The sequence below is a fragment of the Flavobacteriales bacterium genome (genome assembly GCA_016699575.1).
Taxonomy (GTDB): domain Bacteria; phylum Bacteroidota; class Bacteroidia; order Flavobacteriales_F; family PHOS-HE28; genus PHOS-HE28.
Genome location: CP064979.1, coordinates 641226 through 655823, shown reverse-complemented (window position 1 = coordinate 655823; position 14598 = coordinate 641226). Strand labels below are relative to the sequence as shown.

Here is a 14598-nt window from a genome sequence, read left to right as displayed (position 1 = left end):
TCAACTGTTGCTTGGCGTCCGTGCGGCCACACCAATGAGCGAAGTGCCGTGCAAAGCCCCGGGCAAGAGCGCATGCTCAGCCGCGAACATGCGGCCCAGCAGCGCATTGACGGCCGATGCGGGGCCCGGGGCCGGCGCCTCGAAACGGAGCGCGCGCTGCCGGCCGCGCACCATGTTGTTCAATAGGATGGCCGGGTAGAGCCCATGGAAGAAGTACTCGTTGCTCAACGTCTGCCATCCGCCTTCAGCGAAATGCCGGGCAAGCAATGCCCGATCATATCGGCGGAAGTGGCCGAAGTGGTCATCGAACGTGGTCCAGAGCTCTGTGCGCGCCGGCACGGTCACCACCAGGGTGCTTGCGTTCGGGAAACCGCCAGCGAGCCCCTTGAGGAAGGCCGGGGCATCCTCGATGTGCTCGATCACATCGTAGGAGCACAGCACATTGATGCGCTCGCGCACGTCCAGGGGCAGTGCCAGTGCGTCCTGGCCGAGCAGCAAATGCTCCGGGGCGCGGAGCCCTGCGCTGGGCGTGCCCAGCTCCACCCCGGTCACGTTCCAGCCTTGCTCGCGCAGGTGTGCCGTTACGATGCCGGTACCACAACCGATCTCCATCACCCGGGCATTGCGCGGAACATACTTCCGGAACGCCTGTGCGATCACGGCGTTGCGGGCGCGTTGCCACCACGAGCGCTCAATGCCCGGCGGGTAGGCCTCTTCGAACCGGTCGTGGTCGAACTCGGTGCGTGCCATTCACTTCTTGACCGTCAATCGGAATTCAACCTCTTCGAAACCACCCACCCAGAAACACCAGATGCGGCTGCACAGGAACGGTGAAAGGTTCGCGAAGAAGCTGAACACGGCGCCCATGGTGCGTGCTGTCCAGAACACCGGCGGGGACAGCACCGACTTTTTGAAGTACGGCTGTGCGAACCAGGTGAGCTTCACCGCCGTGGTGCCGAACTCCACCCCTTGGTAGCCACCCTTGAAGTCGCTGCGGAAGTAGTACGGGAAGGTGACGTCGAACCCGGCCTTGTGCTCGGCATGCGTGAAGCCCCGGCTGAAGTGCGGCACCCGTATGACGACGGTGGCGCCGGGCTTCGCAATGCGGTGCACTTCGCGCATCACCGCGAACGGGTTGGGCAGGTGCTCGAAGCAGTGGTCGCTCTCCACGTGGTCGAACTCGTTGTCGGCGAACGGGTAGGGGAACTTCGACAGGTCATGCTCCACATCGGGTTTGCTCACCGAGTAGAAGTCAACGTTCACGAACCCCTCCTTGAGGAATTCGCCGCTGCCGAGGTTCAGTTTGCGCATGGGTTCAGCAATTCACCTTGCTGCGGATGGAGTACGGGCGCACACCGCGGCTTTCGTAGTAGGTGCGCATTTGTATTTCCGCCAGGATGCCCAGCAGCACCATCACCAGCCCCACGATGAGGAACATGGCCGTGATGACCGGCAGCGGCGTTTCGACCAGGTCCTTCTGCCCGGTGAACTTGAAGTACAACGCCAGCCCGCCCGTTATGAAGGCAAGGATGAAGCTGATGAAGCCCGCACCACCGAAGAAGTGGATGGGCTTGGTCATGAACTTGTCCAGGAACTTGATGAGCAGCAGGTCCAGCAGCACCTTGTAAGTGCGGAACAGACCGTAGTTGCTCTTGCCGAAACGGCGCGGGGTGTAGTTCACCGGTAGCTCGCCCACGCGGCCGCCCTGCCAGCTGCAATACACCGGAATGAAGCGGTGCATCTGGCCGTACAGCGCCACGTCCTTGATCACGTCGCGGCGATAGGCCTTCAGCGTGCAGCCGTAGTCGTGCAGCTTCACCCCGCTGATGGAGCTGATCAGGCGGTTGGCCGTTTCGCTGGGCAGTTTGCGCGTCAGGTAGCTGCCTTGCCAGCGGTCCTTGCGCCAGCCGCTCACCACATCGAAGCCATTGTCCAGTTCGGCCAGCAGCCGCGGTATGTCGGCGGGGTCGTTCTCCAGATCGCTGTCCATCAGCACCAGCACATCGCCGGTGGCGTGCTGTATGCCAGCGTTGATGGCGGCCGTTTGCCCGAAGTTGCGACGGAAGTCGATCACCTTCAGCTTGGGGTCGCGCGCGGCGTGCTCGCGCAGCACCTCCATGCTTTTGTCGCGCGAGCCGTCGTTCACCAGCACGATCTCGTGGTCAAGGCCTGCAAGGGCCTTGTCCAGGGCCTCGAAGAGGTAAGGAAGGCTCTCAGCTTCGTTGAATACGGGAATGACCAGTGAGATCCGTGGCATGGGTGCGGCGTGCTCGGGCGGAAGGCGGCCAAATGTCGTTCGTAAACTTCAAGACGCGTTCAGGTGCGCAAGGAAGCCTTCCACCGGTACAATTGGTCCAAGGCCAGGATCAACAGGAAGGGAAAGCTCGGCACGCTGTACCTGTACTCCGTCAACTGGAACAGGAGCGGGATCATCAGCACCCCCACGACCGCCAAGGCACCTACGCTGCGCAGGGGCATGCTGCTGCGCCGGTCGAACAGGCGCAACAGCCCCGCTGCGGTGCCCAGGAAAATGGCCACCAGGTACACGGCGCCTTGGTAGGCCTTCATGGCCTTGGCAGGCAGCGACGATTCCGCCCATGGCTTGAAGAACAACCCCGCCGAGCCGTATTGCCAGAAGAAGTTCCATGTGTTCATGGCCCTGCCCCCTATGGTGGTGCGAAGCGGGAAGTGCTCCCGCGCACTGTCGACATAGCGCCGGTAGCGGGCCACTGTGGCGAGCGTTAGGGTTTCGCGTTCCGCGCTGTCCATGGCACTTTCCTGCACATGATAGGTCCGGGCGGAAAGATCCTTGAGACTGTCCAGGTTGAACTCAGGTGTGTGGAACCAATCCGGCGGGGGCAGGCCATTGGTGTTCTTGGGCAGCCCGGTGCCCACGTCGTAGGCGTTGAACCAGGCCACGTGGCTGCGGTCGTCCCACCACATGCTGTGCCCACCATAAAGGCGCACCAGGTCCACGCAGGCCCAGTACACACGCCCGCTTGCATTGGTGTAGTAGAGCCCGTTGGTGAGCGGATGGAAAGCCTGGTTCACCACATAGTTGCGGGCGGTCCAAATGCCATCCGCCACGCCGAAGGGGAGCAGGAAGAGCACCACCGGCCACCAGCGCTTCAGCAGGGTGGGGGCGGTGCTCACATAGGCCATGGGCGCCAGCGCCAACAGCGCCACGCCTGTAATGGGCCGCAGGAAGATGGCCCAGCCCACCAACGCACCGGCCAGCAAGAGCCAGCGCTTACGTCCTTCATCGCGCCAGCGCAGCAGCAGCCAACAAGCGAAGATCAACGCCGAGGTGCAGAAGCTCTCCGTGCACAACCGGCTCTCCAACGTGCTCATGTACGGGCTTATGCCCAGCAGGAAGAAGACGATGACGAAGGCCGCGTTCCTGCCCGTAAGGCGCTGTGCGAGACGCGCCCCTACGTACACGGCCACGGCAGCCAGCACCATCTGCAACAGCACCACCAGGTCGCGCGCGATGATGGGCTCCACCACCAACCGGAAGAGCAGGTACACCGCACCGTAGCCGGGCATGCGCAGGTCGGGCGTGTAATGGCCCGTGCTGAGCAGGTTGTCGATGGGGTCCAGGTACGAGAACGTATCGCCGTGCTCCAGCGCAATGTGCCGGCTGCCGGCCTCGGCGCGGTTATAGATGAGGAAGAACACCACACCGCCCAGCTTCAGCGCCAAGGCCAGCAGCAGCCAAGGCCAGCGGCGGTCAGGGGAGAAGAAGTTCTTGATGGTGCTGAACAAGGGCATGCCGATCAGTGGACTGCGGTGGCAATGATAGACGTGGGGGACTGGAAGCGTTGCCGCAACAGGACCGACCTATCGTATTGGGCACTGACCAGAGCTCATTCTTGCGAGGTGCCGGTCCAAGACGCTCACCTCTCCGCACCTGCTCGCGTAGTGCACAACGCCCACTGATCGCACTCGGCTGACGCTCGGCTGTGCCGAGTGTCCATCGGTAGTGGGCCTGTGGCCCCATGTATGTTCCATGGTTGCAATGTGCTTCCATCAAACATAGGCTTGCCGCCGCCTACTCCACCACGAACCTCCTAACGCCCTCTTGGGCACCGAACCGCACCGTGCATTGGTACAGGCCCGGCGACAAGTCCCGCAGCTCCACGCCCTTCAGTTGGCTCCAAGGCGCCACGCTCTCGCGGTGCACCACGCGGCCATCCAGTGCTACCACCTCCAGCACACCGCTGGTGGGTTGGGGTGCGTAGGTGATGGCAAAAGCCCCCGTGTTGGGGTTGGGGTATAGGCTCATGTTCAAGTTCTCCGGCTGCTCCAACAACCCCACATCCAAGCTGTCGCATACGCTCCCAGCCAACGCACCCAAGTGGTAGTTGGGGTGGTTGGGGAGGGAGTTTTGCCAGTAGGTGGGCAAAGTGATATCATGTTGAACCAAATCGCAGGCAAGACCAAAGCTGTCCGGATAGTTGATCACATGCAGCTTGTCAGTGCTGTTGCCCGTGCTGATATAGATCCTCCCGTCCGGAGCAAGCTTGGCCGCATCAAAAACGGTAGCAAAGGGCGGGAAAGGTGAGTAGGTGGAGTCCCAAGAGGCTATGTCCAATATGGATGCACCAATATCGGTTGCATCCATGTCCACTTGGTACACATCAAGCACCGAGGACACATACAGAAAGCGGCCGCTCGCGGAGAAGGCCACACCACCGCTTCCGTCGTAATCATCAATACTGATGTGAACATGGTCGCTGAAGAGCCCTGAGCAACGATCGACCGAGAAGATGTCCAGGTCGGACCCGCCCCAGTAGTACGCGAACTTGCTTCCGTCCGGCGAGAAAACAGTTCGCCCCCCATCTGCAGGTCGTGCAACACCAGCGAATTGTTCGTAAGGACCGTCAACGCCGCTTGGTGACACGAGAAACCGCCAGAAGCGGTCTGTGGCGATCTCGTGCGCATAAACCCACCAATCGCGTCCATTGCCATGCCGTACCGCATCCAGTCGGCCTGCTTGAATATTCCCCGTATGAATTACCTGGTTCTTTTGCAGTACAGATCCCTGGCCTGAGTTCAAGCTCATGTCAACGATTGTCACATACAAGTTGTACGCCGCAAACGTGGGGATGTCATCGTATGTGCAGTGGAACAAAAAGCACCGCTCGGCATTGCCCGGATCAGGTATGATGAGTGCTGCTTGTGGGAGCAGGAGCCCGCCCGGGTACCAATTGTCGGTGTAGTCGCTGGGGTTGAGCCCTGCCCCATTCAACATGGTGTCGCCATCGGCTTGGCCAATTACAACTCCGTTGGTAAAGAACAGCAGTTCGCCTGTAGAACTCGTAATGTTCGCTGCCGTGTGCTGCAGGTCGATGACACGGGACAATTGGGGGGAAATTGTGGCGGTGCCACCGGCAAATTCGATGTCCGAGCCGCCCCAAGGAGGACCGCTGATGTGCTCGTATCCTCCCTGCCACAGGTTGTTCAAACCCTGCCCTATGGCTCGTTGAGCAAACCAATGGCCTAGGCAAATGATGCCGAACATCCCAAGAACTGTCCTTTGCGTGTAGCGCATCACTACTCTCATTCGTAGCTCAGAAAATTGTCACACTACCCTGTTGCAATCGCACACCATCCATGGTCATCGTCCACTGGTACAGACCCCCAGCACCTGCTCGCGTAGTGCACAACGCCCGCTGAACGCACTCGGCTGACGCTCGGCTGTGCCGAGTGTCCATCGGTAGTGGGCCTGTGGCCCCCATGTTCCATGGTTGCAATGTGCTTCCATCAAACATAGGCCTACCGCCGCCTACTCCACCACGAACCTCCTAACGCCCTCGTGGGCACCGAACCGCACCGTGCATTGGTATAGGCCCGGTGCAAGTCGCGGCAGCTCCACGCCCTTCAGTTGGCTCCAAGGCGCCACGCTCTCGCGGTGCACCACGCGGCCATCCAGTGCGTGCACCTCCAGCGTGCCGCTGCTGGGTTGCGGTGCATAGGTGATGGCAAAGGCCCCCGTGTTGGGGTTGGGGTACAAGCTCATGTTCAAGTTCTCCGGCTGCTCCACTAACCCCACATCCAAGCTGTCGCATACGCTGCCATCCAAGGCCCCCAAGTGGTAGTTGGGGTGGTTGGGGAGGGAGTTCTTCCAGTAGGTGGGCAGGGTGATGGCATGTTGCACAATACCACATGCCAGGCCAAAGCTGTCCGGATAGTTTATCACGTGCAGCTTATCCGTGCTGTTCAACGTGCTGATGTAGATCTTACCATCCGGAGCAAGCTTTGACGCACCGAATACGGTTGCGAATGGGAACTCTGGGGAGTAGGTGGAATCCCATCTCGCAATATGCACCGTGTCGCCCTGCATATCGGCTGCCTCGGTGTCAACTTGGAACATGTCCAAACCATTGCTCAAGTACACGAAACGCCCGTTGGGGGAGAAGGAAGCGCCGATGCCGTAAAACCCGTCCAATACATCCACATGGCCAAAGACGGAAAAAAGTCCTGAACAGCGGTCCACCTCAAACACGTCCAAGCCGGACAGGCCGGCAAAATACGCGAAGCGACCACCATCGGAACTGAACACAACTTGGCCCGGGTCCGCGTCCCTGACAGCACCTACGCTTTGGCTCCAGGGTCCGAAAACCCCCTGCGGGGTAACCAACCACCGGAGGAATTCATCCGTGTTAAGCGCGTGAGCAAACACCCACCAGTCACGACCGTTCCCGTGCTTCACACCGGTCAAATGCCCGTTCTGAAGTGGGCCGGTATGCAACACTTGGTTTTTCGTTAGCACAGCGCCGCTCCCTCCATCCAAGCTCATATCAACCTCGGTGAGGTAAACGTACAAGCTTGTGAACCCAGGTATCACGTCCACGGTGTTATGGAACAGGAAATACCGATTTGGGTGTCCCGGTTTCGGGATGATCAAGTCGGCTTGGTACAAAAGCAAGCCATCCGGGTACCAATTGTCCGTGTAGTCGCTCGGATTCAACCCCGCTCCGTTCTGCATTGTATCACCGTCGGCTTTCCCGATCACCACACCGTTCGTGAAGAAGAGCAATTCACCGTTCGAATCGCTAATGTTCGCTGCCGTGTGAAGGAGGTCAATGGATCTCGGATCTTGGTAGATCACTGGTGTTCCCGTTGTAAAGTTGATGCTCGACCCACCCCATGGCGCTGCACCAAACCAGTTGTCATAGCCACCTAGCCAAAGGTTGTCCAGACCTTGACCGAAGGCCGCACCCCCGCCAAGCGCGACAACGGCGCTCAGCAACACACGCACTCGGGCTCTTCTCGTCTTCATCGGTTCATCCACGGTGGGGCTCAGTAAACTGTTACGGTGCCTTGTCAAAGCACGCCGCTTACTGTTGTGATCATCCAGTGGTAAGCGCTCCTCGGCTGACGCTCGGCTGTGCCGAGTGTCCATCGGTCGCGGGCCTGTGGCCCCAAGTATGTCGCATGGTTGCATAGTGCTTCCATCAAACATAGGCTTGCCGTAGCCTACTCCACCACGAACCTCCTAACGCCCTCTTGGGCACCGAACCGCACCGTGCATTGGTACAGGCCCGGCGACAAGTCCCGCAGCTCCACGCGCTTCAGTTGGCTCCAAGGCGCCACGCTCTCGCGGTGCACCACACGGCCATCCAGTGCATGCACCTCGAGCGTGCCGCTGGTGGGTTGCGGTGCGTAGGTGATGGCAAAGGCGCCCGCGTTGGGGTTGGGGTACAAGCTCAGGTTCAAGTTCTCCGGCTGCTCCACCAAGCCCACATCCAAGCTGTCGCATACGCTGCCATCCAAGGCCCCCAAGTGGTAGTTGGGGTGGTTGGGGAGGGAGTTGAACCAGTAGGTGGGGAGCGTAATGGCATGCTGCTGAATGTCGCACGCTGCGCCGAGACTGTCCGGGTAGTTGATCACATGCAGTTTGAAAGTGCTGTTGCCAGTACTGATGTAGATCTTGCCATCCCTGGCTAGGCGGGCTTCTTCGAAGAGTGTAGCGAACGGAGGAGATGGTGAATACGTGGAGTCCCATGTTGCAATGTGAGTGATAGAACCCCCCACGTCAGGAGCGTCCATATCAACTTGGTAGACATCGTACACGGACGAGACATACAGGAATCGTCCACTTGGTGAGAAGGCAACACCACCGCTACCGTCGAAATCATCGATGGCGACATGCACGTGGTCACTCATATTACCGGAACAACGATCTACGGCGAAGATGTCCAAGTCAGACCCACCCCAGTAATAGGCAAACTTGCTCCCATCCGGAGAGAAGACCGTCCGCCCGCCATCTGCTGGTCGGGCAACCCCAATGGTCTGTTCGTACGGCCCATCAATGCCGCTCGGCGACACCAAGAAACGCCAGAAGCGGTCGGAATCCACCTCATGGGCATATACCCACCAGTCCCTTCCATTGCCGTGCCGCACAGCGTCTAGTCTTCCCGCCTGTATCTCGCCTGAGAGGATGACCTCGTTCTTTTCCACGACCTCCCCAGCCCCCGAATTCAGGCTCATGTCCACAGTTGTAACGTAGAGGTTGAAGGCCGTGAAAGACGGTATGTCGTCGTAGGTACAGTGGAACAAGTAGTACTTCTCCGCATCTCCAGGGCCTGGGATGATGATTGCCGCTTGTGGTAGAAGCAGCCCACCAGGGTACCAGTTGTCGGTGTAGTCGCTGGGATTGAGGCCTGAACCGTTAAGCATGGTATCACCATCGGCTTGACCAACCACGACACCGTTCGTGAAGAACAGCAAATCACCATTGGCGTTGGTAATGTTCGCAGACGTGTGCTTCAAGTCGATGACTCTGTCGAGTTCCGAAGTGATCACGGCTGCGCCGCTGTAGAACTCAATGTCCGAGCCTCCCCAAGGAGGGCCGCTGATATGCTCAAACCCGCCTTGCCATAGGTTGTTGAGACCTTGCGGTTGCGCGACACTACAGACAACCAAGCCAAAAACAATACAAGCGCACCGTTCCCACGCGGAACTGATCGGATCAGGGAAAGGCTTCATCAGAGAACGCTCTAGAAGATGGTCACTTTGCCCTGTCCCAGTTTTTCTCCGCACCTGCTCGCGCAGTGCACAACGCCCGCTGATCGCACTCGGCTGACGCTCGGCTGCGCCGAGTGTCCATCGGTAGTGGGCCTGTGGCCCCATGTATGTTCCATGGTTGCAATGTGCTTCCATCAAACATAGGCTTGCGATAGCCTACTCCACCACGAACCTCCTAACGCCCTCTTGGGCACCGAACCGCATCGTGCATTGGTATAGGCCCGGTGCAAGTCGCGGCAGCTCCACGCGCTTCAGTTGGCTCCAAGGCGCCACGCTCTCGCGGTGCACCACGCGGCCATCCAGTGCTACCACCTCCAGCACACCGCTGGTGGGTTGTGGTGCGTAGGTGATGGCAAAGGCACCTGCGTTCGGGTTGGGGTACAAGCTCAGGTTCAAGTTCTCCGGCAACTCCGCTAAGCCCACATCCAAGCTGTCGCACACGCTGCCATCCAAGGCCCCCAAGTGGTAGTTGGGGTGGTTGGGGAGGGAGTTGAACCAGTAGGTGGGGAGCGTAATGGCATGCTGCTGAATGTCGCACGCGGCACCAAGGCTGTCCGGGTAGTTGATCACGTGAAGCTTGTCGGTGCTGTTCATCGTGCTGATGTAGATCTTGCCATCAGGTGCGAGTTTGGAGGCACCGAACTTTGTCGCAAAAGGCGGGTTCGGTGAATAGGTCGAATCCCACTCCGCGATTTCCAACAAGGACGCTTGTAAGTCGCTCGCATCGGCGTCCATCTGGTACAGAAAGTTCTGGGCGCTCAGGTAAACGAATCGACCATTGGGGGAGAATGAGACACCCACCCCGTATTGGGCATTCGGTACGTCGGCATGTCCGACATAGACCAACTCGCCGTTGCAACGATCCACGTCGTATAGGTCCACACCCGTGTCACCGGAATAGTAGGCGAACCTTTGCCCGTCTTGTGAGAAGATTACCTGACCGGCATCGACCGGTCTCCATGTCCCTACTGCTTGCGTGATAGGCCCTGCAACGCCTTGTGGAGTCACCAACCAGCGCATGTACACATCACTGTTGGACTCATGGCAATAGACCCACCAGTCACGCCCGTTTCCGTGGCGTACAGCATTGATCCGTCCCGCCTGCATTTCGCCATCGTATAGCACTTGGTTCTTCGTATCAACTGCTCCGTTACCGCCATCCAAGCTCATGTCCACGGCTGTCAGGTACAGATACCGCGCACTGAACTGCGGTATGTAGTCCGCCGTGCAATGGAAGAGATAATACCGGTCATCGTTTCCAGGATCCGGCAAGATCATATTGCCCTGGCATAGGGAAAGGCCTGTGGGGTACCAATTGTCCGTGTAGTCACTTGGTTCAGACCTGTGCCGTTCTGCATCGTATCGCCATCTGCCTTTCCTACCACAACACCGTTGGAAAAGAACAACAGATTGCCTGCGGCATCGCTAATGTTGGCGGCAGTGTAATAAAGGTCTATGGGCCGGTTGTTATAGTAGATGTCTGCGGTACCTGTGACAAAATTGATCGAGGAACCACCGAAGGGTATAGGAGCAAACCCTTCCGAGCCCCCCATCCACAGATTGTCACGCCCTTGACCAAGGGCAAGTGTTGAGCACAATCCAAATACGGCGCCTCCCCAGAGCTTGACCATTGTCTTTCAATATTGAATGACCTTGCCCCTTCCCAGCACATGGTCATCAACGATTACCTCCCAATGGTAGAGGCCCTGTGCCAAGTGCCCCACCTCCAACAGTTCTCTGGTGTTGTGCAATAGCTTGCTCTCAACCAGTTGGCCTTGCACATCATACAGCAACACCTGACCTTTCAGTTGTTGTTCTGTATCCAGTACGCTAAGCCTGAAGTTCAATTGACCCGTTCGGTTCGGGTTGGGGAAGACAATCACCGTTGGTGAGACCACATCTTCCTTCTTCACTGCGAATCCAGCAGCCACGCACAGCAAGGCGTCATCGAAATCCCCCGCACCTGCTCGCGCAATGTCATTAAGTTAAGGAGTGCCTTGTGCTGTGATCAACGCGGTTGAAAAGTCGCGGTGTCGAGGGATCAACGGTGATCGGCGGGGAGGCTCTTTGGCCCATGGCACCAAGAGCGAAGCGCAAGACCAACCGTGGGATCCTCGTAACAGTGAGAAGATGTTTGGCCAGCGACGCATTGAGGGAGACCTTCAGGCGCTCGCCCAAAGACTTCACACGCCAACGCAAGATGCCCTTCAAGAAGGTGGTGCTCTTCATGCTGAGCCTCTCGCGGCGCAGCCTGCAGCTGGAACTCACGGGCTTCGTGCGCGCCTTCGCCGACGGGGTGCGCAACGTATCGGGCAGTGCCTTCAACCAGAGCAGAAGGAAGGTGGAGCCCGGGGTGTTCAAGGAACTCATGCGAGTGATGAACCAAGAGTTCTACACCGACAACGACGAGCGTGTGAAGCGCTGGCAAGGCTTTCGGCTCCTGGCCACCGACGGGTCCATCATCAACCTGCCGCATACCAAGGAACTGGGCGAGCACTACGGCGGCGCGAGCAACCAGCACGGCAACCGCACGGTGCAGGCGCGTTGCTCGGTGCTCTACGATGTGCTCAACAACATGGTGCTCCATGGCACGCTATCGCCCTGGGCGGTGGGCGAACGTGAACTGGCCTTGCAGCACTTGCACATGTGCCAAGAGGGCGACCTGATGATCTACGACCGCGGCTATCCCAGCTATGCGCTCATGTCGGCGGTGCTGGAGCGCGGAGCGCATTTCCTGATCCGTTGCACCCACAAGTTCAACCAGCAGGTGATCGACTTCGTGGCCGGTGGCCTGCACTCGCACACCGTGCCCATGGGCGCTGGCAAGAACACCCAGCACGGTCGTGGTCCGCAGAGCAATGATCGCATCAACGTACGCATGGTGAAGGTGTTGCTGGACAATGGCGAACTGGAAGTGCTGCTCACATCCTTGACCGATGAACAGCGCTATGCGACGGCCGTCTTCAAAGAGTTGTACGCCAAGCGCTGGGGCGTGGAGCGCTTCTACAACACCATCAAGAACATCGCCCGTGTGGAGCACTTCACCGGACACACCGATGTGGTCATCCAGCAGGATTTCCATGCAGCGCTTTTCATGTGCAACCTGCACGCCCTGCTCCTCGACGAGGCGCAGGACCAGTTGCCCGCCGAGCACCCCGCGCGCAAGCTCTCCTACAAGATCAACAACAACGTGTCCTTCGGCTACATGAAGCAGGAGGTGATGCGCATCATGGCCCAAGAGGACGATGAGCAGACCATGCGCGACCTGTCCGAGCTGTTCCTCTCCACCACCGTGCCCATCCGCCCAGGCCGCACTTTCCCACGCGATCGCGACAAGTACCGCACACGCGACAAGCCCGTCTATCTCACCAACTCCAAACCGGCCCTGTGAGAACCCTTAACTTAATGACATTGCCTGCTCGCGTAGTGTGCTGCGCCCGCTGATCGCACTCGGCTGACGCTCGGCTGTGCCGAGTGTCCATCGGTCGTGGGCCTGTGGCCCCAAGTATGTCGCATGGTTGCATAGTGCTTCCATCAAACATAGGCTTGCCGTAGCCTACTCCACCACGAACCTCCTCACACCCTCTTGGGCACCGAACCGCACCGTGCACTGGTACATGCCCGGTGCAAGTCTCGGCAGCTCCACGCGCTTCAGTTGGCTCCATGGCGCCACGCTCTCGCGGTGCACCACACGGCCATCCAGTGCTACCACCTCCAGCACACCGCTGATGGGTTGTGGTGCGAAAGTGATGGCGAACGCCCCTGCATTGGGGTTGGGGTACAAGCTCAGGTTAAGGTTCTCAGGTTGCTCCACCATGCCCACATCCAAGCTGTCGCACACGCTGCCTTCCAAGGCGCCCAAGTGGTAGTTGGGGTGGTTGGGGAGGGAGTTGAACCAGTACGTAGGGAGCGTAATGGCGTGCTGCTGAATGTCGCACGCCGCACCAAGGCTGTCCGGGTAGTTGATCACGTGTAGTTTGTCGGTGCCGTTCAATGTGCTGATGTACACCTTGCCGTCGGGGGCCAGCTTCGAGGCGCCAAACAATGTCGCGAGCGGGGGTGCCGGCGAGTATGTGGAATCCCATTCAGCGATTTCCAACAGTGATCCTTCCAAGTCTTGCGCAGCACAATCCATTTGGTACAAGTAGAACTGTGCACTCAGGTAAACGAACCGGCCACCCGGGGCGAAGGCGACCCCAAGGCCGTACTGGGCGTTCGGCACATTGGCATGGCCGATGTAGGCCAGTGTGCCATCACACCTGTTCACGTCATACAAGTCGATACCGGTATCTCCGGAGTAGTAAGCGAAAAGCTCTCCGTCCTGAGAGAAAATGACCTGACCGGCATCGACCGGTCTCCAAGTCCCCACCGCTTGTGTGAATGGTCCAGTAACACCCTGTGGAGTGACCAACCAGCGCACGTATACATCGCTGTTGGACTCATGGCAATAGACCCACCAGTCGCGCCCGTTGCCGTGGCGTACTGCGTTGATCCGGCCCGCTTGCATTTCACCATCGTACAGCACTTGGTTCTTCGTTACTACTGAACCGTTGCCTCCATCCAAGCTCATGTCCACAACTGTCAGGTACAAAAACCGCGCACTGAACTGCGGTATGTAGTCCGCCGTGCAATGAAACAGGTAGTAACGATGGTCGTTACCAGGGTCGGGGACGATCATGTTACCCTGATACAGGGACAATCCACTAGGGTACCAGTTGTTGGTGTAGTCGCTTGGATTCAACCCTGATCCGTTCAACATGGTGTCCCCATCGGCTCGGCCAACAACCACTCCATTCGTAAAGAACAGTAGCGCACCATTGCTATCGGTGATATTGGCAGCAGTGGGGAACAGGTCTATTGATCGGCTGCCCATTGAAATCACGGGGGCACCAGAGCCGAACTCAATATTGGAGCCTCCGTAAGGCGCCGCACCGAACCAATTGTCATACCCTCCAAGCCACAGATTGTCCGAGCCTTGACCGCAGGCCATGCTTGTGCCGAGAGGAACTATGCCACCCAACAACACCCAACGAAAGAGCCTCCCCGCCTTCATCAGTACCTGCGACTCAATAGATGGTTACGGTGCCGCGACCGATCGTCCCGACCTCAGTCGCTATCGTCCAATGCTATGCTCCTTGGGCCAGCTGGCTCACATCCATTGTAGTGCGATCGCCGTTCATGCGAGTGCTGCCAACCTCGCGGCCCAGTTCATCAAACAACTTGACTGTAGCAGTCAAGTTGTTATCGACCAAACCGAGCACCCGGAAGTTCAATGACCCATCTCTGTTCGGGTTGGGGAACACCATGACACGTAGTTTCTCTTGGTCGTCGTTCTTCACTGCGTAACCAGCTGCGACGCAGAGCAAGGCGTCATCAAAGTCCAACGTTTCATCAACCAGTGTGTACAGCGACCTTGCCTGGTAAACCGGGTTGCCACCTACCCCGCACCTGCTCGCGTAGTGTGCTGCGCCCGCTGATCGCACTCGGCTGACGCTCGGCTGTGCCGAGTGTCCATCGGTCGTGGGCCTGTGGCCCCAAGTATGTCGCATGGTTGCATAGTGCTTC

At 58.7% G+C, this 14598-nt stretch carries 13 protein-coding genes; 1 reads left to right on the top strand and 12 read right to left on the bottom strand.

The genetic code is table 11. The features are described from left to right. From IPJ76_02850 to IPJ76_02805, 10 genes are all read right to left on the bottom strand, one after another. Positions 1-750, bottom strand: a complete 750-nt coding sequence (locus IPJ76_02850) for a class I SAM-dependent methyltransferase (GenBank protein ID QQR87186.1) — start codon at positions 748-750, stop codon at positions 1-3. Further along, positions 751-1311 carry a methyltransferase domain-containing protein gene (locus IPJ76_02845; GenBank protein ID QQR87185.1) on the bottom strand — a complete coding sequence of 187 codons (561 nt, stop codon included), beginning with the start codon at positions 1309-1311 and terminating at the stop codon, positions 751-753. It abuts the gene before it with no gap. A gap of 4 nt (positions 1312-1315) precedes the next feature. Continuing rightward, the gene (locus IPJ76_02840; GenBank protein QQR87184.1) at positions 1316-2257 is read right to left on the bottom strand and encodes a glycosyltransferase family 2 protein; all 942 of its coding nucleotides are present in this window, start codon (positions 2255-2257) and stop codon (positions 1316-1318) included. Between the two features lie 59 nt (positions 2258-2316). Beyond that, entirely contained in the window at positions 2317-3771 is a 1455-nt protein-coding gene (locus tag IPJ76_02835) for a glycosyltransferase family 39 protein (GenBank protein QQR87183.1), read from the bottom strand. Positions 3772-4051: 280 nt separating this feature from the next. Further along, positions 4052-5554: a T9SS type A sorting domain-containing protein gene (locus tag IPJ76_02830; GenBank protein ID QQR87182.1), complete on the bottom strand. Its 1503-nt coding sequence runs from the start codon at positions 5552-5554 to the stop codon at positions 4052-4054. A gap of 234 nt (positions 5555-5788) precedes the next feature. Further along, positions 5789-7285, bottom strand: a complete 1497-nt coding sequence (locus IPJ76_02825) for a T9SS type A sorting domain-containing protein (GenBank protein QQR87181.1) — start codon at positions 7283-7285, stop codon at positions 5789-5791. Positions 7286-7482: 197 nt separating this feature from the next. After that, positions 7483-8994, bottom strand: a complete 1512-nt coding sequence (locus IPJ76_02820; GenBank protein QQR87180.1) for a T9SS type A sorting domain-containing protein — start codon at positions 8992-8994, stop codon at positions 7483-7485. A 195-nt stretch (positions 8995-9189) separates the two neighbouring features. Further along, a complete protein-coding gene (locus tag IPJ76_02815) occupies positions 9190-10311 on the bottom strand; it encodes a T9SS type A sorting domain-containing protein (protein QQR87179.1) in 1122 nt (373 codons plus the stop codon). Beyond that, positions 10308-10664 (bottom strand): hypothetical protein, encoded by a 357-nt coding sequence (locus IPJ76_02810; protein ID QQR87178.1) that lies wholly within the window; start codon positions 10662-10664, stop codon positions 10308-10310. Before IPJ76_02810 ends, IPJ76_02815 begins: the two co-directional genes overlap by 4 nt. 6 nt (positions 10665-10670) lie before the next feature. After that, the gene (locus IPJ76_02805; GenBank protein ID QQR87177.1) at positions 10671-10946 is read right to left on the bottom strand and encodes a T9SS type A sorting domain-containing protein; all 276 of its coding nucleotides are present in this window, start codon (positions 10944-10946) and stop codon (positions 10671-10673) included. Between the two features lie 161 nt (positions 10947-11107). Between IPJ76_02805 and IPJ76_02800 the strand changes: the two genes are divergently transcribed. Further along, positions 11108-12424, top strand: coding sequence for an IS4 family transposase (locus tag IPJ76_02800; GenBank protein ID QQR87176.1), 1317 nt, complete (start codon positions 11108-11110; stop codon positions 12422-12424). 165 nt (positions 12425-12589) lie between these two features. Here IPJ76_02800 and IPJ76_02795 read toward each other — a convergent pair whose 3' ends face one another. Together IPJ76_02795 and IPJ76_02790 are read right to left on the bottom strand one after the other, a co-directional pair. Next, positions 12590-14023: a T9SS type A sorting domain-containing protein gene (locus tag IPJ76_02795; GenBank protein QQR87175.1), complete on the bottom strand. Its 1434-nt coding sequence runs from the start codon at positions 14021-14023 to the stop codon at positions 12590-12592. A gap of 136 nt (positions 14024-14159) precedes the next feature. Beyond that, positions 14160-14582, bottom strand: a complete 423-nt coding sequence (locus IPJ76_02790; GenBank protein ID QQR87174.1) for a T9SS type A sorting domain-containing protein — start codon at positions 14580-14582, stop codon at positions 14160-14162. Between the last annotated feature and the right edge of the window lie 16 nt (positions 14583-14598).